This window comes from Parasphingorhabdus sp. (assembly GCF_036963705.1).
Classification (GTDB): domain Bacteria; phylum Pseudomonadota; class Alphaproteobacteria; order Sphingomonadales; family Sphingomonadaceae; genus Parasphingorhabdus.
Genome location: NZ_JBALUT010000004.1, coordinates 57,532 through 82,675, shown reverse-complemented (window position 1 = coordinate 82,675; position 25,144 = coordinate 57,532). Strand labels below are relative to the sequence as shown.

The following is a 25,144-nucleotide window of genomic DNA, read 5'->3' as shown; positions in this document are numbered from 1 at the left end:
CCGCAAGCTCGCCGCCGCGCACTGGTGGGATGGCACCAGCATCAACCGGGTGCAGGACAATTATGTCGTGCAATGGGGCGATGCCGGTTACGATAATCCGGAATCGGGCGAGACCGAGCAGAAGGCTTTGCCCGAGGGGTTGGAGGTAATGGAGGAGAGTGATTATGAAGCGTTACTTTCTGAACTTCCCCGAAAGGGCCCAAGCGCCATGGACCTTCTCAGGGCTTGTAAGAAAGAAGGAGGGTGTAGCATTTCCGATCTCTCCCCCGAAGCACAAGCAATGGTAAAACGCATTCAACAGTCAGCTATGTTCAATGATCCATATGCTTATGGCACACGTTTCCGTTCTGGTTGGCCATTAAGTTTTCAACGAAAAACTCAATCAATATCACCCATCCACTGCTACGGTGCGGTCGGTGTCGGCCGCAACTATTCCCCCGATACCGGCAGCGGCGCCGAACTTTACACCGTGATCGGCCATTCGCCGCGCCATCTTGATCGCAATATTGCGGTGGTCGGGCGGGTGATCGAAGGGATCGAGCATCTCTCCAGCCTGCCGCGCGGCAAGGGGCAGTTGGGATTTTACGAGGATGCAAGCAAGCGCGTGCCGATCACGGCTATTCGCCTTGGTAATGCATTGGCCGAAGAAGCATCGCCCTCATTCGAATATCTCGATACCGAAGGGGAAACATTTGCCAAATATGCCGATGCCCGCGCCAATCGGCGTGATCCGTTTTTCATTGTGCCGGCAGGCGGAGCAGATATCTGCAATATTCCGGTGCCGGTGCGCCGGGTAAGCGGGGAGTGAGAGTCACCTTTCCTACACCGGTCCAATTGCGTAAACAGAGGCCATGATGATAGGCCCACAAGTATCCTCTTTATGCTCGATTTTCAGCAGTTTTCTGGCTTATCTTGGGGAAATGGCTTATTTTTCTTTAACACTGTAAAGTGTGTAAAGTTCGCAACGGGAACTGCCTGATGAAAAAATATCTTTGGAACGCGCGACCCTTTATTCTTTGTGCGCTGGCTGCAGCCTCTCCCTCGCTGGCTTCTCCGGCCCTGGCACAAGAGGGAGTGGAAGAAACACTCGATCTCGCACCGCCTGACGTTCTCGTCAATGCACCAGCCGAACATTGGCTCCTCATCCCGCTCAGCGACCTCCTCGTCTTCACCCTGCCAGATGCTACCAACGGCACCAAACGGCAGGCGGTGATCCAGCTGCTGCCGCCCAGCCTTTCCGGTGGCCATGTCCGCAATGTCCGGACCTTCGCCAAAACCCGCTGGTGGGACGGCACGAAAATCTACCGCGTCGCCAAGGATTTCGTCACCCAGTTCGGCGGCAATCCCGATGCCAAGAAGCTTCCCAAAGGCCTCGAGACGGTTCCGGAGAGCGAATATTATAACGCGGCACTCGGGGCGAAGCGCGATGCCGATATGGCGGCCCTGCAGGCAGCGGTCGATTACAGCAATCAATATCAGGGCACCGAAATCCGGCCGCTGATGAAAATGATCTATGAAAATGGCGGCGCACAAAAAGTCGGCTTCGGCGGCGGCTGGCCGATTGGCAGCAAGAGCGTTGACGGTGAAACCCTATATTATCCGCTGACCTGTCGCGGTTCATTATCACCGGCCCATTATGATCCACCAGACGCCGGAACGGGCGCGGAAATGTCGGTGATCACCGGCGAAGCAGCGCGCAGCCTCGACACGACCTTCGGCATGGTCGGGCGAGTGATTGACGGCCTTGAACATTTGCAGAATCTGCCGCTGGGCACCGATGGGGGCGGATTCTATGCCGACAAATCGGAATATACCGAGATCAAATCGATCCGTCTGGCCAGCGAATTGCCGCTAGCCGAGCAACCGGCCTATCAATATCTCGCCAGCTACAGCCCGGCATTGCTGCAATATATCGAGGCCCATGGCGGCTATGGCAATATTTGCACCGTGCCAGTGCCGATTAGGAAAGTTTCAAGATAGGGCAACAAAATTACAAGGCGTCTCGCGCAGGCCGGTATTTGCTGTTATTGATTACGACTAGACTCAAAAAAACAGGAGCCTCCCCATGCGCGTCGGAACCCCCAGAGAAATCAAGAACCATGAATATCGGGTCGGCCTGACCCCTGAGTCAGTCCGGGAATTGACTGCCCACGGCCATGATGTGCTGGTAGAAACCGGTGCAGGACTGGGTATTGGTGCCGAAGATGCGGAATATATCGACGCAGGCGCGACGATTGCCGGCACAGCCGCCGAAGTCTTCGAAAAATGCGACATGGTGGTCAAGGTCAAGGAACCTCAAGCCGTCGAACGGGCGATGCTACGCGAAGGCCAGATCTTGTTCACCTATCTCCACCTCGCGCCCGACCCTGAACAGACTGCGGATCTCGTCAAATCCAAAGCGATCTGCATTGCCTATGAAACCGTAACCGGCACAGGCGGATTGCCCTTGCTCAAACCGATGAGCCAGGTCGCCGGACGGATGTCGATCCAGGCCGGTGCGACCGCGCTGGAAAAAGCCCATGGCGGCCGCGGCATCTTGCTCGGTGGTGTCCCGGGCGTTGCGCCCGGCAAGGTGACAATCATCGGCGGCGGTGTCGTCGGTTTCAACGCTGCGCAAATGGCCGCCGGTCTCGGCGCGGATGTGACGATCCTGGATCGTGATCCCGACGTGCTGGAATCGGTCGGGACCCATTTTGAATCCCGCGCCAAGACCCGCTTCTCGAACAAGGCCAATCTGGCCGAATGCGTTGCCGAAGCGGATCTGGTAATCGGAGCGGTCCTGATCCCGGGTGCAGAAGCACCCAAGCTGGTGACCCGCGAAATGCTCAAAACCATGCGGCCCGGTTCGGTGCTTTGCGATGTCGCAATCGATCAAGGCGGCTGTTTTGAAACCTCCAGGGCAACAACCCATGAGAATCCGACCTATGTCGTCGACGATATCGTCCATTATTGCGTCGCCAATATGCCGGGTGCGGTCTCGCGGACATCGACCTATGCGCTAAACAATGTGACTCTGCCGCACACGCTGGCGATTGCCAACAAGGGTTGGGAAGCGGCGCTGCGCGATGACGCACATCTTGCCCAAGGGCTCAATGTCTGGAATGGTCAAGTCACCTACAAGGCGGTCGCCGAAGATTTGGGCTATGAATATATGCCGGTATCGGAGATTGTGGGACTGAAGGCGTAATCTGGTTGGAGAACAGCTGTTTGATCCGTTCGTGGTGAGCTTGTCGAACCACATCTCTCGGACGAAATATGTCCTTCGACAAGCTCAGGACGAACGGCATAACAAGAAGGACATACCAGCATGGCAGCAGCAGACCAGAAACCACTCGGCTCCGGTTTTCCAGCGAAGAGCGAACCGCACGAAATACTCGCCGGCTTTGATCTGTCCGGCAAGACCGCCATCGTCACCGGCGGCTATTCCGGCATTGGTCTGGAGACCACCCGTGCGTTAGCCGGTGCGGGCGCGACGGTGATCGTGCCGGTTCGCGATCCGGCAAAAGCAAAAGAGAATCTGGCGACCGTCGACGGCAATGTCTCTTCGGCAAAAATGGATCTCGCCGATCTCGCTTCGGTGCGCGACTTTGCGGCTTTGGTGGCCGGCGATATCGATGCGCTGGACCTGTTGATCAACAATGCCGGCATTATGGCTTGCCCGCTCGAGCGTGTCGGGCCCGGCTGGGAAGGCCAGTTCGGCGTCAACCATATGGGCCATTTCGCACTGACCAAGGCACTGATGCCTTCGCTCGAGAAAGCCGTCGCGCCTCGTGTGGTCGCACTGTCGTCGGTCGCCCACAAGCGCAACGGCATATTGTGGGACGATATCCAGTTCGAGAAGAGCGACTATAATAAATGGGTCGCTTATGCCCAGGCCAAGAGCGCCAATGCCTTGTTCGCCAACGCGTTGAGCCGCCGTATGCAAGGCTTTGGCGGTCGCGCCTTCTCGGTCCATCCGGGCGGCATTTTCACCCCGCTGCAGCGCCACTTGCCTCAGGAAGAGCAGATAGAATTGGGGTGGCTGAACAAGGACGGCACGGTTCCGCCGATGATTGCCGAGATTTTCAAGACAACAACCCAGGGCTGCACCACGAGTCTTTGGGCGGCCACGTCACCGCTGCTCGATGACATGCCGGGCGTCTATTGCGAAGATTGCGACGTTGCGCAGCTGGTTGGTGAAGACTCACCCTCCTTCATGCATTGCGCGCCGCATGTTACCGTCGACGAAGATGCCGAGCGGCTGTGGGAGCTTAGCGAGACTTTGCTCGCCGCTGCATGATGGTAAAGGACGACCAAGAAACCAGGGAATATGCCGGACTGCTGCAGCGCGATGCGACCGGCTTCTTTCTGCAATGCGATGATGGCGAGCGCTATCGGCTCGAACTGTTGCGCACCCCGATTGACGAGGTCGAGAAGCGGGTGGTGGTGACCGGACGGGCTACCGGCAGTGCTCTGCTTGAAGCAGACGGAGTCCGGCTGGCATGAATTTCGACCGCGCAAAAATCGATGATATCGCCGCGCTCCACGCGCTGGTTGAAAGCGCCTATCGGGGCGAAAGCGCCAAGCGCGGCTGGACCCATGAAGCCGACCTGCTCAGCGGGCAGCGGACCGATGCCAAGGCGCTACGGGAAATCATCGAAGCGGACAGGCAGGTGATCCTGCTCGCGAAAAACGGCGATGCCATCGCGGGATGCGTGCAGCTTTCCCATGTCGGGGAAAGCCTTGCCTATCTCGGCTTGCTGACCGTCGATCCTGATTTGCAGGCCGCAGGGCTTGGCAAGGAATTGCTGACCCGGTCGGAGCAATTTGTCCGCAACAACTGGCAGGCGAAAGCGATCGAGATGACCGTCATCCGCCAGCGCAGCGATCTGATCGCTTATTATGAACGTCGCGGCTATGTGCGGACCGGCGAACTCCGGCCGTTTCCCCACGGCGATCCGCGCTTTGGCCGGCCAAAATCTTCGGAGCTGGAATTTGCGGTGCTGCGCAAGCCGATCTAGGCGGCCTTGCCCTCGAGCGCCTTTTGCCGGCGGCGCTGCACCGAACTGCCCATGCCGAGCGCTTCACGATATTTCGCCACCGTGCGCCGGGCGATGTCAAAGCCCTTGTCTTTCAGCAGGGTGACCAGCTTGTCGTCGGACAGGATCTTCTTGGGGTCCTCATTGTCGATCAGGGACTTGATATGGCTCTTCACCGCTTCCGCCGATGCTGCCTCGCCACCGGTCGACGACTGGATACCGCTGGTGAAGAAATATTTCAGCTCGAACGTCCCGCGCGAGCAGGAGAGATATTTGTTCGACGTCACCCGGCTGACGGTCGATTCATGCATCTCGATTTTTTCGGCGATATGCCTCAGCGTCAGCGGGCGAAGATGCTCTACCCCTTGGCGGAAAAACTCTTCCTGTTGCTTGACGATTTCGGTCGCGACTTTAACAATCGTCCGCTGCCGCTGGTCGAGCGCCTTGACCAGCCAGTTGGCGTCGGCGAGACATTCGTTCAACCAGTCCTTCGACTCCTTGTCCTGCGCGCCGTCTTTCAATTCCGAATAATATGTGCGGTTTACCAGTACCTTGGGCAAGGTCGCGCTGTTTACTTCGATGATCCACCGGCCCGCCCGTTCGGCGATAAACACATCGGGTACAACCGACTGCACCGCACCGCCGCCAATCTTGCAGCCTGGCTTGGGATCGTAATTGCGCAACTCGCTGATCATATCCATCAGGTCTTCACTGTCGACGCCGCACAACCGCTTGAGCTGGGGCAGCGCGCCTTTCGCCAGCAGATCGAGATTGTCGATCAGCCGCTCCATCGCCGGATCATAGCGATCCGCATCCATGGCTTGCAGGGCCAGGCATTCTGCCAGATCCCTCGCGCCGACACCCACCGGATCGAGCGTCTGGACAGTGGCCAAGACGCGTTCGATGTCGACGAGGCCGACATTCAGGCGCTGGGCCAGTTCAAGCAGATCTGCCTGCAAATAGCCGCATTCATCGATCTGGTCGATAATATGCTGGGCGATGAACAGGTCCATCCCCGAAAGAACGGCGCCGGCTTGATCCATCAGATGATCGGTCAGGGTTATTTCGGCGACCAGCATATTCTCGAAATCCGGGGAATCGCCGCTGGCAGTCGAACCGGAGCCAGAAGTGGAGCCATTGAGCCCGAGCTGACCGTCGAGCGCGCCATCGCTGTCCGACAGGCTGTTGTTGGAAAAACTGTCCGTGTCGCCCTGCATATCGAGAGTGGATTCCGATTCGGCAGGCCCGGAGGACAATATTTCGTCGCTTCCCTGCGCCGCTGCCTCGCTCGGCCCGTTCTCGCCCTCGCTGGCTTCTCCGCTCTCGGTCGAAATCTCTCCGGTGTCCAACAGCGGGTTCTTCTCTATCTCGTCAGAGATAAATGTTTCCAGCTCGAGATTGGACAGGGTCAACAATTTGATCGCCTGCTGTAATTGCGGCGTCATCACTAGCGACTGGCTTTGTCGCAAATCCAGACGGGGCGCGAGTGCCATGTTTACAGAGCGAAGCCTTCGCCTAGATAGAGCCGCCGGACATTGGCATCGGCAACCAGATCTTCCGGGCTGCCGGCGAACAATACCTGACCATCATAAATGATGCAGGCGCGGTCAACAATATCGAGCGTTTCGCGAACATTGTGATCGGTGATCAACACGCCGATGCCGCGATCGCGTAGCTGGCAAACCAGATCGCGAATATCCGAGATCGACAGTGGATCGATACCGGCGAATGGTTCATCAAGCAGGACGATTGATGGGCTCGCGGCCAGCGCACGGGCAATCTCGCACCGCCGCCGTTCGCCGCCGGACAGGGCCATCGCTGGCGAACTCCGCAACTTTGTCAGACCGAATTCGTCGAGCAGGCGGTCTAACGTTTCGTCCCGGACATTGGCATCGGGCTCGACCATCTCGAGGACCGCCAGAATATTCTGCTCGACCGTCATCCCACGGAAAATAGACGTTTCCTGAGGAAGGTAGCCGATGCCCAGGATCGCCCGGCGATACATCGGCAAGGAGGTTATATCCTCGCCATCCAGCATGATCCGTCCGGCATCCGGCCGCACCAATCCCATGACAGAATAGAAGCAGGTCGTTTTCCCGGCGCCATTGGGACCCAATAAGCCCACAACTTCACCGCGTCCGACCGACAGCGACACATCGGAAAGAACCGAGCGCTTGTCATAGCTCTTGGCAATGGAAACCACAGCCAAGCCATGTTCCATGGCATCACTGGCCATGGCCGCTCCCGGATCGGCCATAGCCGGAATGTCAGTGACCGCTGAGTCGTTCATCATTCGTCCTCATTTGCATGGGCTGTTTTGTTCGTTGGGTAAGAGCATGCCCCAATCCAGCCCGAATTGGCAAGCTTTGTGCATGCTATATTGAAAATGGATTTTTCGCGGAGATAATCAAGCGTCGGTGTTACCGGAAACGGCAAGGTTTAATCTGCTGCCGTTTCAGAAATTCAGTCTTTGCGTTGCGGCACGGTAAAGGTGCCGGTTACGCGTCCGCCAGAATCTGGGGAACCGACCGAGGAGCCTCCCGTCGAGCGGCCGTCTATCGTCGATCTGCCCGATGCCAGATCGATAATGACACGCCCGCCAGAGAGCCGATTGGTACCTTGGGTAAGCGTGACATTGCCCAATAAGGTAATTAGTCGCCGATTGAGGTCATATATGGCGACATTGCCCGAAGCCGTGTCTCCCGCTTTCTTGACCGTTACGCCGCCGGATGCATCTATCCGGTCAATTTCGATCCCGCCGGAATTGCGATAGGCAACGGTCATTCGCGCTGCGTTGAGTACTAAGCCAGCCTGCTCGACCCGAACAGCGCCGGAAAGCACGACCCGGTCGGCGCGATCCTGCACTTCTATCCGTCCGGCGTTGAAGTTCACTGGTGCGTTGCTGTTGTGACTACCAAAAACCTGTGCGGGAGCCGGAGCTGCCAACAGCAAAAGTCCTGAAGCAAGGATAGCCGTGCCGGCGGAAAGCGAAAGAAATAGGTTCAATTTCATCTAAGGTCTTCTTAATCCATTTTGTTCGATGCGCAAACTCGCATTGCCATCGAGGCTGACGGTCCGCTCGGCCAGGTCTGCTTCGAGCCGATCTGCTCCAAATGTGCCAATATTGGTGCGGCCTTCCACGGCGCCTCCGCTTTTCAACGTGCGTTTCTTGAGATCAACCGTGACATTGCTGGTGGAAAGTCGGTAGCCGCTGGCCGACTCAACCTGCACAGGCCCCGGCACCCGGACATTTTCCTGATCCATATCATAGCGGCCCTGGTTCGCGCGAATTTGCGCCGGGCCGTCTTCCAGCAATATTCTGGCCGAAAGGTCTTTCAGATCCACAACCGCTTCCCGCGAGCTTTTCTGTACAGCAGACCCTGCCTTGAGCGAGAACGGTCGGCCTTCGCTGTCCTCACCCCGATAGAGCGCCTCGGTAACCCGCATCCGTTCCTTGGCGACGTCGACACTATTCTTGTCGAGAACGAAACTGAGCTCGCCGGTCATAGTGAACGGGGCCAGCGCCAGCATCGAACCCAGTGCGCCAACGCCCACCGGCAAGATGAAGCGTAACCATTTGACATTACGGTCATGCTTGCCGTTCGGAGCAGCGAATAGCTGACGCTTCGTGCGGACTAGGTTGGCGGCGGTCGACATGATTGCATTACAATCCCAAAAACCGAAACTTACAACGACTGGGCAGGAGGTCCAACCGTTTAAGCATGGGCAAAAATATCCGTTTCCGGCCAACCCGCCAGATCCAGTCGGGCACGATCAGGCAAAAAGTCGAAGCAAGCCTGCGCCAGAGCAGTCCTGTCCTCGCGCGCGAGCCTAACTTCGAGTTCATCCTTCAGGCGATGCAGAAAGCGAACGTCTGATGCGGCATATTCTCGCTGGGCCTCGCTCAGTTCGGGATTGCCCCAATCGCTGGATTGCTGCTGTTTCGAAATATCCTGGCCGAGCAGTTCGCGGACCAGTTCCTTCAGTCCGTGACGATCGGTGTAAGTCCGGATCAGGCGCGAAGCGATTTTGGTGCAGAATACGGGCGCTGCCATCACACCGATATAATGTTCGATAGCGGCGAGATCGAAACGAGCGAAATGATAGAGCTTCACGCGATCCGGATCGGACAAAATGGCGCGAAGATTGGGTGCGGCATAGTCGCTATCAGGACCGAAGCGCACCAGATGTTCATCGCCTTGGCCATCCGATATCTGAAGAAGGCACAGACGGTCACGCGGCGTTTGGAGCCCCATGGTTTCGGTATCCACAGCAACGGCACCCTCGCCTAATACGCCTGCGGGAAGGTCTTCTTCATGAAAAAAAACTGCCATTATAATCTGCCTGTCTATTTTATCGCTGGCGCAACTTCATTTTCGCAACCACGATCCCGACTCAATACCCTTTTCATTCTGCTTCGGGTCCTGGACAGATCGCCGGCTGCAAAAATTGACAGCTCCGCATCATTGGATATGCTATGTGCCGCAGGCCGGTTCAAACAGCAAGTTTAGTTTGACCAAGATCGCCGATCCGGGGCGGGGCCAACGGACAAGGAGTGCGACAATATGGACGATAAAACACCCAAAGCGGTTGCTACCGGCTTCGACTTCAACAAGGCGACAATCGTCTCGCTCCTCTATATCTCCGGATTTGTCGTGGGCATCACTGGAATAGTCGGCTTTATTCTGGCTCTGGTCTGGAAAGACGAGGTCGCCGGAACGTGGGAAGAAAGCCATCTGCAATTTCATGTCCGAACATTTATCATCGGATTGGCAGTTGGTATTATCGGCGGCATTCTCTCGATAATATTGATCGGAATTCCGATTCTGTTGGCACTTTTTCTGTGGATTTTGGTTCGTTCCGTGGTTGCCTTGTCCAAGGCCCAGAAACATGAACCAATAGCCGATCCGAAAACATGGCTTTTGTGACCACGGCGTTCTGAACTTGTGAATCGATCAGATTCGCACCCGAACGCCGATTTTATTCGCTTATTCTTCTATATTTCTATATAGTTGAGACGCGCGACAATAAGATTCGCGCTAACAATGCTTTGGAAATCGTCCGCTGCAGCATTGGGATTATTGGGTAGGGCGAATTGAAAGTGACGATTTAAGAATGGGTTTTGATAGAAACCGGCGAGGTAGAGGCCGGGACAAGCGCGACGGCTTCGGTGACGAAAACTTCGATGGGTATCAAGGTGATAACGGTCCGCCCGTAGAGAGATATACGCGGCCGGATAGTGATTCCGGCGGCGCCAGACGGGGCGGCGGCATGCCTGACCAGGTTGTCGGCGAAAGCACCGGAACCGTAAAATTTTTCAACGCTCAAAAGGGTTTTGGCTTCATCGTGCAAGATGGTGGCGGCGAAGATGTTTTTGTTCATATCAGCCAAGTCGAACGTGCAGGCCTGAAAGGTCTCGCAGAAGGTCAGACATTGCGCTTTTCACTGGTTGACCGCGGTGGCAAGGTTTCGGCTTCGGACATACAGATAGAAGGCGATCTTATCGAAGTTACGGAAAGCGCTCCTCCTCGGGAAGATCGCGGTGGCGGCGGTGCCCCTCGCAGAGAACTTACCGGCGAAAAAGCCACCGGAACGGTGAAATTTTTCAACGGCAGCAAGGGCTTTGGTTTCATCCAGCGGGATGACGGTCAACCAGACGCTTTCGTCCATATCTCAGCGGTCGAACGCGCCGGAATGCGCGGTCTGGAAGAAGGCGACAAGCTGGAATTTGAACTCGAAGTGGACCAGCGCGGAAAAACCGCAGCGGTGAATTTGACCGCAAAATAGCGCGTTAAATCCTGTTCAGGATATCATGAGTGGCGGGCCTTCGGGCCCGCTATTTTTTTGCCCGCTTGAGCCCGCCCGCTGGACAGGCCCGAGACAATAGGCACAGAAAAGCCCGCCAGAACTTGTCCGGCGGGCTTTTTTAATTGTCCGCTTTCTAGAAGCGGAAAGTAACCGCGCCGGAATATACCTGGCTGGAAACATCCGACCGGCCGACCGTTGAATTGGCGGATAGATCAAACGAGACAGAGCCCGCATTATAACGCAAGCCAACGCCGACTTCGCCCCAGTTTTTATCCGCATTCACTAGCTGGAACGGAGCCACCGCACCGGTTCCGCCGACAAAATTGGCTCCAAAGGCGTTAGGGTTGTCCAGGAATTCATGAACATAGTTCATCGAAGCGCGTAATTGCAGTTTGTTACCCGGCTTCGATTTGAATTCGACGCCCGCCAGTCCCTGAATGCTTTCATAGTCTGGCCGGTTGATTGTCAAAGCCGGTCCGCCGCCCTGTTCATCCACATTGCTGAAATTGATCTTCGCTGCCCGGACACGAATACCCGGCGCAATGATCGATTCGAGAAGGTCCAGTTCCTTCGATAATCCCAACTCGGCTCCGAACACCAGACTGTCATCTTCCGTGGTCAGGCTGAAGGCCTGGGCACCGAGAGCTACATTGCGCAATGTCTCGACATTATAGGTACCCATCGTCGCCCGACCATCCAATATCAGGCCGTCCGAGATTGCCTTGCGACCGTAAAGCGAGCCCATGATGGCTGTTGATTGTGCACTATTGCCCAACGCCACTGTCGCATCGACGTCCGAATAATATGCAGAAAGTCCGATGAAAGAGGAATCGTCGAGATAATATTCAAGACCAGCGGAAATGAAGAAGCCGTCAAATTCGTCTTCCCCGTTAGCGCCCGCGCCCGGATTATTGAGTGGCATGGATCCACCATCGCCACTTACGTAACCGCCGGCAAGATAGATCGCCATATCTTCGTTGACGCCACCGGAGCGCACTTCGGTATCATCAGCACTCGCGGCTGCATCACTCAGCACGGCAGTACCATTTGCGGCAAAGCCACCCAAAGACGCTGCAGCCAATTGCATCGGACGACCGATGACAGCCACCGTACCTCCGCTCGACGAACGGTCCGCCATGCTAATTCTGTTCTGATGGAAACCGGCAACATTGCCCAACATCCCGCGACCCATGGACTGAACCGTCGATTCCGTAGTCGGTGCCCAGCTGTCAAAAGTGGACTGAATTGTTCCGGCATTTGCGAAATCCAGAAAGGTGAACAGGCCGGCAGTGGCCGCGTTACCGCGATTCTGATCCATCAGCGCTGCATAGCTGACTTCCAACGGATCAGTACCATCCACGACATTCTGATAGCTTTGAGCAGTCACTGTCAGATCAACCGCCTTCGCACTGTAAGTAAGCTCGGAAAGCAGGATGGCTGACATGTTCGATGCACCGCTAAACTGACTGGTCACTCCTCCGTCAGCAGTCAGAATACGAAAGGTGGTCGGAGTGGCGGTAGCAAATGGGGACACAACGGCAAAGGCGACAACGCCACCAACATTCGCCTCTCCTGTTACTGCCAAGAGATCGGAACTTCCGCTAGCACCGACGTCGATCAGCAAGGCCGAACCCGACGAAAGAATCAAATTCCCGTCAATGGTCAAAGTGCCAATCGTTCCCATCGTTCCCGGTGCGATACCACCGGCAATATTGGTAACAAATGGCGCATTTACCGTACCGCTGCCTGACAATAGGCCCGCGAACAAAGAGTAATCACCGGCGCTGGTCAGCATGCCGTCAACGGCAACCCGCCCACCTGATTGATTGACATCGATCAGCGACGTCAGATCGCCGTCAGCCGCAATGCTCAAACCACCCGATCCATTTACGTTCAAGCGATCGATAGTTTTCGCGCTGCTCAAAGTCGTGGTTCCGGCCTGATTCAGCGTTACCTCGAAATAGCGGGCCTTGACCTGCAATGCTGGATCGGCGCTGACAACCGGATCAATATTGTCGGGGACAAAATCTGTAGCGCCGGCCAGCCCGTTAGACAGCAATGGTGCGGGCTGCGGATCGCCAGGTGCCTGCGATTCCTCTTCCGAACCGACCGGTCCATCAGCCTGCGCCTCTCCGTCGGCCATTTCGACACCATTATGGGGTGCCGGAATTGCGAATTCTACGCCATTGCCATGCACCTGATGTTCGGCGCCCATGATCATGCCTGCCCGCACGCCGGCTGCTGCCGAATTTACAGCGACCTGTGTGACTACCGCTGATGATTCAGCCTCTCCGCCCGCTGCGAGATCGGAAACCTGAGTAACATTGCCGGACTCCACGATTCCGATACCGGAAGTCAGATTGCCACCATCTGAGGCAGTAGGAGTTGGAGTCGGGGCGGGAGCAGGCCGCGATGGCGGCGTATCTTCACCGGTCGCGAAATCAAAGCAACCGTCGCCCGGATTGGCTCCTTCCGGATCGAAGCACACTTCGCCAAATTCCGGGCTATCCCCGAAACGACCAGCCGACTGGGTGTCGGGAAAACCATTCACGACGTTACCGTCCGCATCGATGATCCGGTAAGCGGGATCAAGGTCAGTCTGCCAATGGGTTGCATCTTCCCATGCGCCATCGCCCGCTTTCGCGCTGACATAGCGGTAAGGGTTATTGGCCGCGATATAGTCAGCAAACAGGAACAATGGCTGATAAAAGCTTTCCGTTCCATAGGAGCTGAACACCTGTGGACCAAAGAAACGAGAGCCGCCGGACAGCACACCAATCTGCAGATCTTCGTCAGACAGGCTGTTATTGGTAGCGTCCAGAATCAACGGGCCGCCAGAATCGCCGCCAGCCGTCGTACCTTCGCGAACGCGCGGCTCATCTTTGTATAAATTGAAGTCAAAAGGATTGGTTTTGTTGGGGTCGTCAAAGTCGAGACGATACAGAACCTGTGGCAAAGTGCCGGTGTCATCGCCGAACAGCCATTCATCGCGGGAATTAAAAGACGATAGCGAGCCAAGCATATTCTCGGCCGCCCGCCGACGAAAATCTATTCCAACGTCCGAGCCGGTTGTGCCGCTGCCTGTGCGGCCATAGCCTGTTATGTTAACGTGATAACCCGTACCATCCTCATCACTGATTGAATCAGGAGTTGGTAGAGCCGAAAAGAGCAGGGCCCAAGTCGGGATTTTACCCGCCGGTGTAGCCAGGCTGGCAAGAGCAATATCGCCTTCCAGAAAACCGAAGCTGTCCGGGCGCTCGTTGGATTGAGAATTCCAGTAAATCTGGTTCACCAAAAATGTGTTGATCGACTGCTCGAATGTGCCGTTCGTAATCCCCAGCTCGTCGCGAATGAAATTGCGGAGCTGGATAGCATTGGGGTCGAAAGACCATGCAGCGTTAACGGTGCTATTATAATCACTCTCGGGGCGATCATTTACGCAATGCGCGGCAAAGAGCACGGTTCGTGGATTGATCAATGTGCCGGAGCAGACAAAACCATCTCCGCGAGCAAACATGCCGACGCCGTTCACGCCGCTGTCCGTGTCGACAATATCGGCCGGTGTGAAATTATCGTTGGGGACGATGGCCTGAGCCGGTGTCGCGAAAGCAAGCGAAGCAAGTGCGCCTGTTGCTGCAGTCCGCTGGAGTACAGACCGCGTGACGCAGCCAAAGTTCCCAATCATGTAATAATGTCCCCCAAATATTCAGTCTGAATCGACTTAAGTTGTTGGCTTGCTTGATTTTTCAGTCTGAATCAAAGTGAAACTTGTCCAAGATGCTAATATAAGGCGAAGAAACCGGCGTTTCTGCGGTTTCCTCCGAGGATAAAGTTTGGCCTTCGTTACAATAGTGATGCTCGAACAATAAATGATGGCCAATTCCGGCTAAATATCTCCGCCGTCCTGTTACATTTAGAGACGGGCGGGGATCGTTCGAGTCGGATGTGTAATTCTATCTCGTTCCACCAGCACTACTCATTCTTCGCTCAATCTTTCTGGGAAATCTCGAGCAGGAACCAGGCGCGCTCTTCGGCCTGATCGGTCCAATCATCGAGCAAGCCGTCAGTTGCATTATCGCCCGCCTCTCCGGCCAATTCTTTCGTTTCCCGTAATTTTGCCACAAGCTTGAGGTTGTCCGCGCGCAATTCGTCGAGCATGTCCGAGGCAGCGACCTTGCTATCATCATTATCAGAGATGCTTTGCCGCTTGGCGATATCACCGATGGAGGTCAGCGTGCGATGCCCGTTTTTGCGAACCCGCTCGGCAATCAGGTCGGTGGTGCCGAGGATCTGCGCCGCATGGTCGTCAAACATCAGATGATAATCGCGGAAATGCGGTCCCGAAACATGCCAGTGGAAATTTTTGGTCTTGAGATAGAGCGCGAAACTGTCGGCCAGAACCCCGTTCAGCGCTTCCGCTACCGCCTTTTTTGCATTGTCGCCGGTTGTCATCATATTTCTCCTGTTCATCTCGATATGAAAGAAGAAATACAGGGGCCGAGAATGGTTTCCCAACGGGAAATCTGGTTGTCACAGATTGAGAATATCGATCAAGTCTGCCCGATTGAGAAATCATCTGACTTAGTCAGACAATTCCCCACGCGCTGAGCGCCAATATGCCGCCGACCAACAGGAAGGCAGCGCCACCGACGAACCGGACCGTCGGGATCGGAACCACTTCGGACAACCTCCGTCGCAACAATATCGCGGGCACACAGGCGATCATCACCCCGACCCATCCACCGGCTGCCGCAAATATCGCCATGTCCGTTCGCGCGGCGGTGGCGGCCAGAATGAACTGGCCCTTGTCACCAAATTGGAGGATGAAAAGCCCCAGAAAAGACGTCCAGAACGGCCCGATGCTCCAGTCTTCCAGCAAATCGGTCGGCCGCCGCCAGGCGACCATGCCGACCCCGGCAAAGATCAGGGACAGGGCGTAGAAAAGTTGCAGAGGGTCTTCGCTGATCCACTGGTTGACCGCAGACCCGGCAACCGCAGAAATCGCGCAATTGCAAAGAGTTGCGAGACCCAATCCCCAGATGATCGGTGAAATACGGCCATATCTAATGGCCAGAGCGGCGCAGAGAATCTGGGGGCGGTCGCCGAATTCAGCGAGCGCCATTGCGAAAAGTGAGGTTAGAAATGCATCCACTATTTTATGCGGTTAAGGCTGGCCGCCAAGACGCAGCGCGACATTGGCCATCAGCGCTTCGGTCATTGCCGGGCTAATCTCTTCGCAGTCCAGAGTTGCGCGCATCGCTTCGAGATAGAATCGCACTACGGTTGTGGCACCACCATTCTTAATGGCCGGTTGCAGAGCAGTTTCCAAAGCACAGCTGAGATCATGGAGCGCGGTCAAATGATGTTGGGTAGCCCGTTGCCGGATATGGTCCAGATGCATCAGAAACTGCACCGGATGTCGCACGACCAGTTCAGCCGGTAGATCGTCCAGCAACGCCCGCATTTCCGCCTGCACGAATAGATTCTGATCATGGTTCATCGCAACTGCCCCTGTTTCAATGATATCATTGCAAAAACATGGTTAAGAAGCCGTAAACGGAGCGGAGTTTTTCGACAGGGCGGGCGCGCAGGCTTTTTCTTGACATTGGCTGGCATTTTCACCATTAGCGCGGGAACGGATGCGGCGCCTATGCGTCGCTGTTTTTATTTCAGCTTCTGCCTTAAGGAATGCACCATGGCGAAACCAGCCAATGTAAAGATCAAACTCGTCAGCACAGCAGACACAGGCTTTTTCTACGTAACCCGCAAGAACCCGCGCAATCTCACCGAAAAAATGGTGCAGCGCAAATATGATCCGGTTGTTCGGAAGCATGTCGAATTCAAAGAAGCCAAAATCAAGTAAGCGACTTTTGGTCAGACTTTAACGGTGCAGAACTTTCTGCACCGATTCGATGAATTTTGCGACTGATATCGGCTTTGAGACATAGGCTTCGGCCCCGGCGCTCAATATCCGGTCCTCATCACCCTTGCCGGCGTAAGCGGTCACGGCCATGATCGGTATGATCTTGAGCTGAGCATCCTTCTTGATCTGCTCGATCAGTTCCAGACCGCTGACATGGGGCAACTGGATATCCATCACGATCAGATTGGGTACAAAACTGCGCGCCTTTTCGAGCACTTCGCGGCCATCACTGACTGGTTCAACCACAAAACCATGGGCCCGCAACAGATCGCAAAACAGCTTGAGGTTCAACTCATTGTCCTCAACCACCAATACTCTTTTTGCCACGACCGGTTTTGCCCTTTCCAACTTGTTGCCGACCCATTAGGCGAAAGCGGCAATGGAAACAAATCCCAATCTCGGACCCGATGCCGACATCATCGCCTTGCAGGCGCTCGGCTGGGTGCTGCAGGATCAAGACCGCGCTGAGCGGCTGCTTGCTTTGACCGGACTGGATCCACGCGAGCTCAGATCAGGCCTCGAGGACCCCGCGATGCTGGCCTCGCTGCTCGGCTTTCTTGCAAATCACGAGCCGGATCTAATTGCCTGTGCGGAAGCCATTGGCGTAGCCCCCGCGAAACTGGCCGCAGCAGCAAATCATCTTAACACCCCCGGAGATTTTTATGAGTAATAGGCCGCTTCTGATCAGCGATTGCGACGAAGTCTTGCTCCATATGGTGGTGCCTTTCCAGCAATGGCTGGACAGCGACAAGCACATCCATTTCGATCTCGAGAACGGGAGCAATTTTGCCGAGGCGCTGCGCCACAAACATGATGGCACTCAGGTTTTGCCGGAGCAGATCTGGCCGATGCTGAAGGAATTTTTCGACACCGAAATGTACCGCCAGGGCGCAATCGAAGGCGCGATAGAATCAATTAACAAACTTGGCGAAGTCGCCGATGTCGTCATATTGACCAACCTGCTGGACGATCGCCGCGAAGCGCGGGCGGATCAGCTCAAAGCCGTAGGTATCGATTTTCCCGTCTACACCAATCAGGGCGGCAAAGGCGAGCTGCTGAGCAGCATCCTCACGGAATTTGAACCTTCCGTCACCGTCTTTGTCGACGATCTCGGTCACCAGCATGGCAGTGTCGCCAAACATGCGCCCGATGTATGGCGGTTGCAGATGGTCGGCGAGCCAATATTGGCAAAGCATATTACGACAAATCCCGCTGCCAACGCGCGTATCGATCTGTGGGGCGACGCCCTGTCCTGGATATCCGAGAAGTTTGACAATGCCGAACCGGCCCCCGCGATGGACCTGTCATCGCAAGAGCTTGACCCCGCCAATCATGCGTGAGAGATTTGCCTTATGACCGACAATATTGAATCTGCCCTGGCCACCAAAGGCATCGAGCTGCCGACACCCGCTGCTCCGGTCGCCTCTTATGTCCCGGCAGTTGAAGTGAACGGATTGCTCTACATCAGTGGCCAGGTGTCGATGACCGGCGGTAAGCTGATCACCGGTCGACTGGGAGACGATATGTCTCTCGAAGAAGGACAGCAGGCCGCCAAGGCTTGCGCATTGATGATCGCGGCGCAGATCAAAAAGGCGGCTGGATCGCTCGACCGGGTCGACAGGATTGTAAAACTCGGTGTCTTCGTCAACAGCACCGCGGATTATACCGACCATCCCAAGGTCGCCAATGGCTGCTCCGACATGATGGAAGTGATTTTTGGTACCGCAGGCCAGCATGCCCGCAGCGCCGTCGGCGTGTCATCATTGCCACTCGGCGTGGCGGTCGAGGTCGACGCCATAATTGCCCTGAAACCCGAGTGATCGGGCCGCTGCTCGACAATATGCTGGCGCCTGCCCCGGCGCCCGGACGCGTGGCGTTCCTGAAAGGCCAGCCTTACGCCCATCGTGGGCTGCATGGCGATGGCGTGCTGGAAAATAGTCCCGCCGCTTTTGAAGCCGCGATCAAACTGGGCCATGGGATCGAATGCGACGTCCAGGCCGCAGAAGACGGACGCGCCTTTGTCTTCCACGACTATGAACTGGAGCGATTGACGGACCAGACCGGTTCGATCGGGAAATTGCGCGCCGACGATATTGACAAAATCCAGCTGAAGGGCGGCCATGGCAAGATTCCACGCTTGCGTGAAACACTGGCTCAAGTCGGCGGGCAAGTGCCGATCCTGATCGAAATCAAGTCACGCAACCTGTTGGTCGGCCCATTGTGCCTGTCGGTGCGCCGGGCGCTCGAAGGCTATGGCGGCAAGGCCGCAATCATGTCTTTCAACCCGTTGGTCGGTGCCTGGTTTCGCAAGAATGCAGATCATATCGTTCGCGGGCTGGTGGTTACCGAAGAAAATAGCAAGAACTGGCGCGGCCGGATCGCCCGCCACCGTAATTTGTGGACAGCGCAGCCCGATTTTCTGGCTTATGATATCCGCGACCTTCCTTCTCGCTTTGCCGCTTCGCAACGCGCACGCGGATTGCCCATCGTGACCTGGACGGTGCGGTCTGCCGAGCAGGAAAAAATTGCATCCTTATATGCCGACGAACCGGTCTATGAGATGCCGCAGAGCGGATAGATTCAATCTCTATGTCCGATTCCCCTGCCGCTACCGAAATCCATGCCCGCGTTGCCGATGATATCGCCAGCCTTCCGGCGGACCAGTGGGATGCCTGCGCCGGATCGGCCAATCCCTTCGTCTCCCATGCCTTCCTTTCGGCGATGGAGTTGTCGGGAAGCGTCGGACCGGGTACCGGCTGGAAATCGCTGCCAATCATCATCGAAGACGGTGCCGGTAAAATCTCCGCTTGCCTGTCCAGCTATCTGAAATCGCACAGCCAGGGCGAATATATATTCGATCAGCAATGGGCCCATGCCTATGAGCAGGCTGGAGGCCAATATTATCCGAAAATCCAGATCGCCGCCCCTTTCTCGCCAGTGCCCGGGCCTCGCTTGCTGCTGCGCGAACCCGCTCTGGCTTTGCCTCTGCTAAAAGCAGCCGAGCAACTCGCCCAAAACAACGGCATTTCGTCGGTTCACGCGACCTTTGTCAACGAAGACCAACTCGACTATTTTCGTGAAGCCGGCTGGATGATCCGTACCGACAGCCAGTTCCACTGGCGCAACGACGGCTATCATAGTTTCGATGATTTTCTCGCCGCACTGTCTTCGCGGAAACGCAAGGCGATCCGGCGGGAACGGGCCAAGGCTCAGGAAGAAGTGGAGATCATCCATCTTTCGGGCGATGAAATCCAGCCTGAACATTGGGACTATTTCTGGGAATTTTATCAGGATACCGGGATGCGCAAATGGGGTCAGCCCTATCTGACCCGCGACGCCTTTGATCTGCTGCACCAGAAAATGGCAGACAAGTTGCTGCTGATTTTTGCGAGGCAGGACGGCATTCCGGTGGCCGGCGCGCTGAATGTCATTGGCGAAGAGACGCTATACGGGCGCTATTGGGGCTGCACGCGCGATATCCCGTTTCTGCATTTCGAGATTTGCTATTATCAGGCGATTGACGCAGCCATCGCACGGGGATTGAAGACGGTAGAAGCAGGAGCGCAAGGCAGCCACAAGCTAGCGCGGGGCTATCAGCCGGTGCCGACCTGGTCAGCCCATTATATCGTCGATCCGGGATTTCGTTCGGCGATTGCCGATTATCTCGAACGAGAGCGGCAGGCGGTTGCTGCCGACATTGAATTTCTGGCCGAAATGGGGCCGTTTAAAAAACCAAATTCAGCTTAGGCGGCGCGGCGGCTATTATCCTGGAGCCAGTTGCGTGCTTCGCGCTGGGCTTCGGCAATTTCACGAGCCGTCATTTCCAGCGATATTTCTGCACGGCAGAGTTTGCTTTCATCATGACCCGACAAAGCGGCCAGATTGAACCATTTATGGGCTTCAACCAGATCAACATCGACGCCCTCTGATCCGGTAGAATAGATCACACCCAGATCAAAATACGCGTTGCTGCTGCCTTGTGCTGCCTCGGAGAGGCGGCTTTCGATCAGAAAGGCGGCGCTTTTCATGCTGTTGCCCATATTGTCAGTCCCTGTTTTTGTTGCCGCGATTACTGGCGACAGGACGACTTTCACCGCAATTTCCTAAAGGAATGGTTAACGCAAGTTGCAGAAAATTAAACATATCTCGGGAAACGGCCATAATATCGGCCAATTTTATACGATAGCATGGTTAACGGACCGGCAGCGCAGCCCCTAGGAAACGGGGATATTGTCAATCAGGCGGGTTCGACCGATATGGGCAGCCGCAAGAAGACGGGCAGGTCTTGTAAATTCATCCAAGAGCACCAACGTATCGGCGTCGCGTAGTTCGAGATAGTCGACTTTGTGAAATCCTGACCCCAGCAATCGGCCCTTTGCATCCGCCAATGTCGCTGCAACCGGTTTGCCCGCAGCTATCGCTGTCGCAGCCTCCTGCATGGCTCGAGGGAGTGCTACGGCATTGCTTCTTTCCTCAGCAGTTAGATAGGCATTGCGCGACGACAAGGCGAGCCCATCGGCGTCGCGAACGGTCGGGACACCGACAATTGCATGGGTAAAATCGAGATCGCGCGCCATCCTTCGGATGACCGCAAGCTGCTGATAGTCTTTCTCGCCAAAAAAGGCAGCATCCGGCCGGACCTGGTTGAACAGTTTCGCGACCACAGTGGCGACACCGTCAAAATGACCGGGGCGCGCCGCGCCACAAAGGCCGTCGCTGATCCCGCTCACGCTGACATTGGTGGCATAGCCTTGCGGATAGACCTGATCCGCGGTCGGTGCCCATAGCAATTTCACGCCCGCTACCTCCAGCAACGCCGCATCGGCGGCTTCCTGACGCGGATAGGCATCGAGATCCTCTCCCTCGCCAAATTGGGTCGGGTTGACGAAAATCGACGCAACTACAGCATCGCATTGTTCTTTCGCCACTTCTACCAGCCGCATATGCCCCGCATGCAGAGCTCCCATGGTCGGGACCAGCCCGATTTTATACCCTGCTTTGCGGAATTCCGCCAAAGCGTCCCGCAGCGGGTCAAGCTGTCGAACAATTTGCATGGATCACTCTTTGCTTTTAGATTTTTCTATCAGGCTCTGATAAGCTATGCGACGGTGAACCGGCCTTCGCAAGGGGCAAGAACAGGGATATAGATCAACACGTGACCAGCAGTGCGCATCATATTGTCTTCGCCAATGAAAAGGGCGGGACCGGAAAGTCTACCACCGCAGTACATGTCGCGGTGGCGCTGGCTTATCAGGGCCACAAGGTCGCGATCATCGATCTCGATCCCCGCCAGCGGACATCTTATCGCTATCTGGAAAACCGCGACGCGACGATGAAGCGGCTGAATATTGATATTCCGCAGCCATTTTACGATGTCTTTGACGGTGACAGTATAAAAGGGCTCGAACTGCTGATCGAGCGGATGTCCGCCGGGGTTGATTTTCTGCTCTATGACACGCCCGGCCGCGATGATAAATTCGCCCGTTATGTCGCGACCCGAGCGAATACGCTGGTGACGCCGATTAACGACAGTTTCGTCGATTTCGATCTGATCGGACAAGTCGATCCGGAAACCTACAAGGTCCGCAAGTTGAGCTTTTATGCCGAACTGATCTGGGACGCGCGCAAGGAACGAGCCAGAGTTGACGGCAATACAATCGACTGGGTCCTGCTGAGAAACCGGACGCAATATGTCGAAGCGCATAATATGAAGCGGATCGTCGCCGCCCTGACCGAATTGTCGCGGCGCGTTGGTTTCCGGATCATTCCGGGCCTCAGCGAACGGGTCATTTATCGCGAGCTTTTCCCATCAGGCCTGACGATGCTCGACAAGAAGCATCTCGGCCGTCTGGCGACCAGCCATCTGGCGGCGCGTCAGGAATTGCGCGAACTGATCAAGCATCTTGCCCTGCCACAATTCCCGGCACAGCTGCCCGACGCCGAAGAATCGGCCCGTGCCAAGCCCCAGCTGGTGGCCTGACCGATGATAGCATTGCTCATATTCGGCGGCGCAATTCTGGCCTGGCTAGTATTGTCGGGCAAGGCAAAGGCGATGACTCCCAACCAGTGGCTGGCTCTGGTCATGGCGCTGGTCGGTGCGAACTTTCTGCGTGGTGGCGGATGGATCATGGGCGGAGCGATGATTGCCGGGGCAGCCTTTCTGAGCGGTTGGCGAATATTGATACCGGCCCGCGACGAGGTTGAAGAACCCAAGCGCAAACCGCGCAATTTCGAACTCGACCGGGCGCGATCCCTACTGGGCGTGAGTCATGACGCCGGATTTATCGAAATCAACGCCGCGTGGAAAGAAAGGCTGGCCGAACATCATCCCGACAATGGCGGAGACGAGCAGCTGGCCAAGATGATCAACCGCGCGCGCGACCTGTTACTGGAAGACTTGGAAGCATCCAGCCGCCGGTAACCATGGTGACGCATATCGACGGTAACACTGGATTTATAAGCATTTGCCTCTTACAAAACGGCAAATCCAACAATCCGGGACTTCCATCATGACTTCACCATCCACCCATGACTTTCACCCCTCTTCGCTCCGCGAATATGATATTCGCGGGATCATCGGAGAGACGCTGGGGGCGGACGATGCTTATGCTATCGGCCGGGGTTTCGGGACTTTGATTGCCCGCGATGGCGGCACTGCAGTGGCAACCGGATTTGACGGCCGGACCAGTTCCCCCATGCTCGAGGAGGCGCTTGTTCGCGGTCTCAATGATGCCGGAATCAATGCCATTTCTGTCGGAATGGGCCCCACTCCGATGCTTTATTATGCCGAAGCTATACTGGATCAGGTCCAGGGCGGCATCATGATTACCGGCAGTCACAATCCGGCCAATTATAACGGTTTCAAAATGGTGTTCCAGGGTCGCCCCTTTTTCGGCGCCGACATTCTCGGCCTCGGAACCATGGCGTCAGACGGTGACTGGGATGTTGGCACCGGCTCGCTCGAGCGGATCGAGATCATCGACGAATATGTCGAGCGCTTGCTGAAAAACTTCTCCGGCAACGCCTATAAGGTCGGCTGGGACTGCGGCAACGGAGCCGCCGGGCCGGTGACCGAGAAACTCACCAAATTGCTAACCGAGCGTGGCGCGGGAGAACATCATCTTCTCTACACCGATGTCGATGGTTCGTTTCCCAATCACCACCCCGATCCCACCGAGGAAAAAAATCTAGAGGACCTGAAGGCTTTGGTCGCCGAAAAAGGCCTTGATTTCGGCGTGGCGTTTGATGGCGACGGCGACCGCATCGGCGCGATTGACGGCCAAGGCCGGGTGATCTGGGGCGACCAGTTGCTGCAGATCTATGCCGAGGATGTGTTGAAAAGCGTGCCCGGCGCTACCGTCATCGCTGACGTCAAAGCGTCGCAGGCCTTATACGACCGGATCGCCGAGCTCGGCGGCAAACCGCTGATGTGGAAGACCGGCCATAGTCTGATCAAATCGAAAATGAAGGAAACCGGTTCGCCGCTGGCCGGCGAGATGAGCGGCCATGTGTTTTTCAAACATGATTATTACGGCTTTGACGACGCGCCTTATGCCGCGATCCGCCTGATCCAGGCGGCAACCAATATTGGCAAGAGCGTAACCCAGCTGCGCAGCGACATGGTCGAGATGATCAACACCCCGGAAATGCGCTTTCAGGTCGATGAAAGCCGCAAATTCGCGGTGATCGACGAAGTGCTCGAACGGCTTTCAGCCAGCGGCGCGGAAGTCAACGACACCGATGGCGCGCGGGTCAATACCGAAGACGGCTGGTGGCTGCTGCGCGCGAGCAATACGCAGGATGTGCTGGTCGCCCGGGCCGAAGCGAAATCGCATGACGGGCTCGACCGGCTGATGGCCCAGATTGACGAGCAGCTGGCCCTGTCGGGTCTGGAGCGGGGCGAGCAGGCGGGGCATTGATTTCCGGCGCGCAAGCTCTGGAGGCGTGACAAAGCCGCACACCTGCTGATAACAGGCGGGGATGATGGATAAAGTTCCTCAACCGACGCTTGCCGCATGGGAAGGCCTTCCCGAGCCCTTGGCGGAAAAGCTGATCGCGCTGCGCAAACTGGTTCTGGAAGTCGCTGGAGACAATCCGGCCATCGGCCCGCTTGAAGAAACGCTGAAATGGGGCGAGCCCGCGTTTCTGACGTCAGCCACCGGAGCAGGGACGACGGTCCGGATCAACCGTCATCAGAAAAATGACGACAAATATGCTTTCTATGTCCACTGCCAGACCGATCTGGTCGAGCGTTATAAGCAGCTATATCATGACAGGCTGGAGTTTGACGGCAATCGCGCGGTGATATTTGATGTGCAGGACGAACTGCCCATTGATGCGGTCAGCAACTGCATCGCCATGGCCCTGACCTATCATTTGCGCGCTTCCCGCTGAA

30 protein-coding genes are annotated in these 25,144 nt (G+C 56.1%); 18 read left to right on the top strand and 12 right to left on the bottom strand.

Annotated elements, in window-relative coordinates:
• From V7680_RS01865 to V7680_RS01840, 6 genes are all read left to right on the top strand, one after another.
• The coding region (locus tag V7680_RS01865; protein ID WP_335651581.1) for a peptidylprolyl isomerase at nucleotides 1-808 on the top strand (808 nt) is incomplete at its 5' end.
• A gap of 170 nt (nucleotides 809-978) precedes the next feature.
• Complete coding sequence (locus tag V7680_RS01860) at nucleotides 979-1,980, top strand: peptidylprolyl isomerase (RefSeq protein WP_335651580.1); 1,002 nt, start codon at nucleotides 979-981, stop codon at nucleotides 1,978-1,980.
• A gap of 85 nt (nucleotides 1,981-2,065) precedes the next feature.
• A complete protein-coding gene (ald, locus tag V7680_RS01855; protein ID WP_335651579.1) occupies nucleotides 2,066-3,187 on the top strand; it encodes an alanine dehydrogenase in 1,122 nt (373 codons plus the stop codon).
• A gap of 120 nt (nucleotides 3,188-3,307) precedes the next feature.
• Nucleotides 3,308-4,279, top strand: a complete 972-nt coding sequence (locus tag V7680_RS01850) for an oxidoreductase (RefSeq protein ID WP_335651578.1) — start codon at nucleotides 3,308-3,310, stop codon at nucleotides 4,277-4,279.
• Nucleotides 4,276-4,485 (top strand): DUF5818 domain-containing protein, encoded by a 210-nt coding sequence (locus V7680_RS01845; protein ID WP_335651577.1) that lies wholly within the window; start codon nucleotides 4,276-4,278, stop codon nucleotides 4,483-4,485. Before V7680_RS01850 ends, V7680_RS01845 begins: the two co-directional genes overlap by 4 nt.
• Nucleotides 4,482-5,000 (top strand): GNAT family N-acetyltransferase, encoded by a 519-nt coding sequence (locus tag V7680_RS01840; RefSeq protein ID WP_335651576.1) that lies wholly within the window; start codon nucleotides 4,482-4,484, stop codon nucleotides 4,998-5,000. The genes V7680_RS01845 and V7680_RS01840 overlap by 4 nt, the downstream gene beginning before the upstream one ends.
• Here the strand turns inward: V7680_RS01840 and rpoN are convergent.
• The 5 genes from rpoN to V7680_RS01815 all read right to left on the bottom strand — a co-directional run bounded on the left by rpoN (nucleotide 4,997) and on the right by V7680_RS01815 (nucleotide 9,352).
• Nucleotides 4,997-6,511 (bottom strand): RNA polymerase factor sigma-54, encoded by a 1,515-nt coding sequence (rpoN, locus tag V7680_RS01835; protein ID WP_335651575.1) that lies wholly within the window; start codon nucleotides 6,509-6,511, stop codon nucleotides 4,997-4,999. The two genes, V7680_RS01840 and rpoN, sit on opposite strands and share 4 nt — an antisense overlap.
• Nucleotides 6,512-6,513: 2 nt before the next feature.
• Nucleotides 6,514-7,308: an LPS export ABC transporter ATP-binding protein gene (gene lptB / locus V7680_RS01830; RefSeq protein WP_442954956.1), complete on the bottom strand. Its 795-nt coding sequence runs from the start codon at nucleotides 7,306-7,308 to the stop codon at nucleotides 6,514-6,516.
• A 173-nt stretch (nucleotides 7,309-7,481) separates the two neighbouring features.
• The gene (locus tag V7680_RS01825; protein WP_335651574.1) at nucleotides 7,482-8,030 is read right to left on the bottom strand and encodes an LptA/OstA family protein; all 549 of its coding nucleotides are present in this window, start codon (nucleotides 8,028-8,030) and stop codon (nucleotides 7,482-7,484) included.
• A complete protein-coding gene (gene lptC, locus V7680_RS01820) occupies nucleotides 8,031-8,675 on the bottom strand; it encodes an LPS export ABC transporter periplasmic protein LptC (protein ID WP_335651573.1) in 645 nt (214 codons plus the stop codon).
• Nucleotides 8,676-8,734: 59 nt separating this feature from the next.
• Complete coding sequence (locus tag V7680_RS01815; protein WP_335651572.1) at nucleotides 8,735-9,352, bottom strand: ribonuclease D; 618 nt, start codon at nucleotides 9,350-9,352, stop codon at nucleotides 8,735-8,737.
• A 231-nt stretch (nucleotides 9,353-9,583) separates the two neighbouring features.
• On the opposite strand from V7680_RS01815, the gene V7680_RS01810 reads away from it, so the two are divergent.
• Together V7680_RS01810 and V7680_RS01805 are read left to right on the top strand one after the other, a co-directional pair.
• Nucleotides 9,584-9,946 (top strand): DUF4870 family protein, encoded by a 363-nt coding sequence (locus V7680_RS01810; protein WP_335651571.1) that lies wholly within the window; start codon nucleotides 9,584-9,586, stop codon nucleotides 9,944-9,946.
• Between the two features lie 187 nt (nucleotides 9,947-10,133).
• Entirely contained in the window at nucleotides 10,134-10,805 is a 672-nt protein-coding gene (locus tag V7680_RS01805) for a cold-shock protein (protein ID WP_335651570.1), read from the top strand.
• Between the two features lie 154 nt (nucleotides 10,806-10,959).
• On the opposite strand, the gene V7680_RS01800 is transcribed toward V7680_RS01805, so the two are convergent.
• The 4 genes from V7680_RS01800 to V7680_RS01785 all read right to left on the bottom strand — a co-directional run bounded on the left by V7680_RS01800 (nucleotide 10,960) and on the right by V7680_RS01785 (nucleotide 16,326).
• Complete coding sequence (locus tag V7680_RS01800; RefSeq protein ID WP_335651569.1) at nucleotides 10,960-14,511, bottom strand: autotransporter domain-containing protein; 3,552 nt, start codon at nucleotides 14,509-14,511, stop codon at nucleotides 10,960-10,962.
• A 302-nt stretch (nucleotides 14,512-14,813) separates the two neighbouring features.
• Nucleotides 14,814-15,281, bottom strand: a complete 468-nt coding sequence (locus V7680_RS01795; protein ID WP_335651568.1) for a Dps family protein — start codon at nucleotides 15,279-15,281, stop codon at nucleotides 14,814-14,816.
• A gap of 130 nt (nucleotides 15,282-15,411) precedes the next feature.
• Entirely contained in the window at nucleotides 15,412-15,978 is a 567-nt protein-coding gene (locus V7680_RS01790) for a TMEM165/GDT1 family protein (RefSeq protein WP_335651567.1), read from the bottom strand.
• A 12-nt stretch (nucleotides 15,979-15,990) separates the two neighbouring features.
• Nucleotides 15,991-16,326 (bottom strand): hypothetical protein, encoded by a 336-nt coding sequence (locus tag V7680_RS01785; protein ID WP_335651566.1) that lies wholly within the window; start codon nucleotides 16,324-16,326, stop codon nucleotides 15,991-15,993.
• A 195-nt stretch (nucleotides 16,327-16,521) separates the two neighbouring features.
• Between V7680_RS01785 and rpmG the strand changes: the two genes are divergently transcribed.
• Nucleotides 16,522-16,689 carry a 50S ribosomal protein L33 gene (rpmG, locus tag V7680_RS01780; protein WP_066741431.1) on the top strand — a complete coding sequence of 56 codons (168 nt, stop codon included), beginning with the start codon at nucleotides 16,522-16,524 and terminating at the stop codon, nucleotides 16,687-16,689.
• Nucleotides 16,690-16,707: 18 nt separating this feature from the next.
• On the opposite strand, the gene V7680_RS01775 is transcribed toward rpmG, so the two are convergent.
• Nucleotides 16,708-17,076: a response regulator gene (locus tag V7680_RS01775; protein ID WP_335651565.1), complete on the bottom strand. Its 369-nt coding sequence runs from the start codon at nucleotides 17,074-17,076 to the stop codon at nucleotides 16,708-16,710.
• A 52-nt stretch (nucleotides 17,077-17,128) separates the two neighbouring features.
• Between V7680_RS01775 and V7680_RS01770 the strand changes: the two genes are divergently transcribed.
• Genes V7680_RS01770 through V7680_RS01750 form a run of 5 tightly spaced genes read left to right on the top strand, consistent with a single transcriptional unit; the run spans nucleotide 17,129 to nucleotide 20,496 of the window.
• Nucleotides 17,129-17,419 (top strand): DUF3572 domain-containing protein, encoded by a 291-nt coding sequence (locus V7680_RS01770; RefSeq protein ID WP_335651564.1) that lies wholly within the window; start codon nucleotides 17,129-17,131, stop codon nucleotides 17,417-17,419.
• The gene (locus V7680_RS01765) at nucleotides 17,412-18,089 is read left to right on the top strand and encodes an HAD family hydrolase (RefSeq protein ID WP_335651563.1); all 678 of its coding nucleotides are present in this window, start codon (nucleotides 17,412-17,414) and stop codon (nucleotides 18,087-18,089) included. Before V7680_RS01770 ends, V7680_RS01765 begins: the two co-directional genes overlap by 8 nt.
• A 12-nt stretch (nucleotides 18,090-18,101) precedes the next feature.
• The gene (locus V7680_RS01760) at nucleotides 18,102-18,569 is read left to right on the top strand and encodes a RidA family protein (RefSeq protein ID WP_335651562.1); all 468 of its coding nucleotides are present in this window, start codon (nucleotides 18,102-18,104) and stop codon (nucleotides 18,567-18,569) included.
• Nucleotides 18,566-19,327: a glycerophosphodiester phosphodiesterase family protein gene (locus V7680_RS01755; protein ID WP_335651561.1), complete on the top strand. Its 762-nt coding sequence runs from the start codon at nucleotides 18,566-18,568 to the stop codon at nucleotides 19,325-19,327. The genes V7680_RS01760 and V7680_RS01755 overlap by 4 nt, the downstream gene beginning before the upstream one ends.
• Nucleotides 19,328-19,338: 11 nt before the next feature.
• The gene (locus tag V7680_RS01750; RefSeq protein WP_335651560.1) at nucleotides 19,339-20,496 is read left to right on the top strand and encodes a GNAT family N-acetyltransferase; all 1,158 of its coding nucleotides are present in this window, start codon (nucleotides 19,339-19,341) and stop codon (nucleotides 20,494-20,496) included.
• Here the strand turns inward: V7680_RS01750 and V7680_RS01745 are convergent.
• Together V7680_RS01745 and panC are read right to left on the bottom strand one after the other, a co-directional pair.
• On the bottom strand, nucleotides 20,493-20,789 hold the full coding sequence (locus V7680_RS01745; protein WP_335651586.1) for an SEL1-like repeat protein: 297 nt from the start codon (nucleotides 20,787-20,789) through the stop codon (nucleotides 20,493-20,495). The two genes, V7680_RS01750 and V7680_RS01745, sit on opposite strands and share 4 nt — an antisense overlap.
• Nucleotides 20,790-20,963: 174 nt before the next feature.
• On the bottom strand, nucleotides 20,964-21,803 hold the full coding sequence (gene panC, locus V7680_RS01740; protein WP_335651559.1) for a pantoate--beta-alanine ligase: 840 nt from the start codon (nucleotides 21,801-21,803) through the stop codon (nucleotides 20,964-20,966).
• Nucleotides 21,804-21,904: 101 nt separating this feature from the next.
• On the opposite strand from panC, the gene V7680_RS01735 reads away from it, so the two are divergent.
• From V7680_RS01735 to V7680_RS01720, 4 genes are all read left to right on the top strand, one after another.
• Nucleotides 21,905-22,729, top strand: coding sequence for a division plane positioning ATPase MipZ (locus V7680_RS01735; protein WP_335651558.1), 825 nt, complete (start codon nucleotides 21,905-21,907; stop codon nucleotides 22,727-22,729).
• Between the two features lie 3 nt (nucleotides 22,730-22,732).
• On the top strand, nucleotides 22,733-23,170 hold the full coding sequence (locus V7680_RS01730; RefSeq protein ID WP_335651557.1) for a J domain-containing protein: 438 nt from the start codon (nucleotides 22,733-22,735) through the stop codon (nucleotides 23,168-23,170).
• A gap of 88 nt (nucleotides 23,171-23,258) precedes the next feature.
• Nucleotides 23,259-24,668, top strand: a complete 1,410-nt coding sequence (gene pgmG, locus V7680_RS01725; protein WP_335651556.1) for a phosphoglucomutase/phosphomannomutase PgmG — start codon at nucleotides 23,259-23,261, stop codon at nucleotides 24,666-24,668.
• A 61-nt stretch (nucleotides 24,669-24,729) separates the two neighbouring features.
• Complete coding sequence (locus V7680_RS01720; RefSeq protein ID WP_335651555.1) at nucleotides 24,730-25,143, top strand: DUF1801 domain-containing protein; 414 nt, start codon at nucleotides 24,730-24,732, stop codon at nucleotides 25,141-25,143.
• Nucleotide 25,144: the final 1 nt, after the last annotated feature.

Coding starts and splice junctions, on each gene's coding strand:
- V7680_RS01860 (WP_335651580.1), top strand. CDS start 979: ATGAAAAAATATCTTTGGAACGCGCGACCCTTTATTCTTTGTGCGCTG.
- ald (WP_335651579.1), top strand. CDS start 2,066: ATGCGCGTCGGAACCCCCAGAGAAATCAAGAACCATGAATATCGGGTC.
- V7680_RS01850 (WP_335651578.1), top strand. CDS start 3,308: ATGGCAGCAGCAGACCAGAAACCACTCGGCTCCGGTTTTCCAGCGAAG.
- V7680_RS01845 (WP_335651577.1), top strand. CDS start 4,276: ATGATGGTAAAGGACGACCAAGAAACCAGGGAATATGCCGGACTGCTG.
- V7680_RS01840 (WP_335651576.1), top strand. CDS start 4,482: ATGAATTTCGACCGCGCAAAAATCGATGATATCGCCGCGCTCCACGCG.
- rpoN (WP_335651575.1), bottom strand. CDS start 6,511: ATGGCACTCGCGCCCCGTCTGGATTTGCGACAAAGCCAGTCGCTAGTG.
- lptB (WP_442954956.1), bottom strand. CDS start 7,308: ATGAACGACTCAGCGGTCACTGACATTCCGGCTATGGCCGATCCGGGA.
- V7680_RS01825 (WP_335651574.1), bottom strand. CDS start 8,030: ATGAAATTGAACCTATTTCTTTCGCTTTCCGCCGGCACGGCTATCCTT.
- lptC (WP_335651573.1), bottom strand. CDS start 8,675: ATGTCGACCGCCGCCAACCTAGTCCGCACGAAGCGTCAGCTATTCGCT.
- V7680_RS01815 (WP_335651572.1), bottom strand. CDS start 9,352: ATGGCAGTTTTTTTTCATGAAGAAGACCTTCCCGCAGGCGTATTAGGC.
- V7680_RS01810 (WP_335651571.1), top strand. CDS start 9,584: ATGGACGATAAAACACCCAAAGCGGTTGCTACCGGCTTCGACTTCAAC.
- V7680_RS01805 (WP_335651570.1), top strand. CDS start 10,134: ATGGGTTTTGATAGAAACCGGCGAGGTAGAGGCCGGGACAAGCGCGAC.
- V7680_RS01800 (WP_335651569.1), bottom strand. CDS start 14,511: ATGATTGGGAACTTTGGCTGCGTCACGCGGTCTGTACTCCAGCGGACT.
- V7680_RS01795 (WP_335651568.1), bottom strand. CDS start 15,281: ATGATGACAACCGGCGACAATGCAAAAAAGGCGGTAGCGGAAGCGCTG.
- V7680_RS01785 (WP_335651566.1), bottom strand. CDS start 16,326: ATGAACCATGATCAGAATCTATTCGTGCAGGCGGAAATGCGGGCGTTG.
- rpmG (WP_066741431.1), top strand. CDS start 16,522: ATGGCGAAACCAGCCAATGTAAAGATCAAACTCGTCAGCACAGCAGAC.
- V7680_RS01770 (WP_335651564.1), top strand. CDS start 17,129: ATGGAAACAAATCCCAATCTCGGACCCGATGCCGACATCATCGCCTTG.
- V7680_RS01765 (WP_335651563.1), top strand. CDS start 17,412: ATGAGTAATAGGCCGCTTCTGATCAGCGATTGCGACGAAGTCTTGCTC.
- V7680_RS01760 (WP_335651562.1), top strand. CDS start 18,102: ATGACCGACAATATTGAATCTGCCCTGGCCACCAAAGGCATCGAGCTG.
- V7680_RS01750 (WP_335651560.1), top strand. CDS start 19,339: ATGTCCGATTCCCCTGCCGCTACCGAAATCCATGCCCGCGTTGCCGAT.
- V7680_RS01745 (WP_335651586.1), bottom strand. CDS start 20,789: ATGGGCAACAGCATGAAAAGCGCCGCCTTTCTGATCGAAAGCCGCCTC.
- panC (WP_335651559.1), bottom strand. CDS start 21,803: ATGCAAATTGTTCGACAGCTTGACCCGCTGCGGGACGCTTTGGCGGAA.
- V7680_RS01730 (WP_335651557.1), top strand. CDS start 22,733: ATGATAGCATTGCTCATATTCGGCGGCGCAATTCTGGCCTGGCTAGTA.
- pgmG (WP_335651556.1), top strand. CDS start 23,259: ATGACTTCACCATCCACCCATGACTTTCACCCCTCTTCGCTCCGCGAA.
- V7680_RS01720 (WP_335651555.1), top strand. CDS start 24,730: ATGATGGATAAAGTTCCTCAACCGACGCTTGCCGCATGGGAAGGCCTT.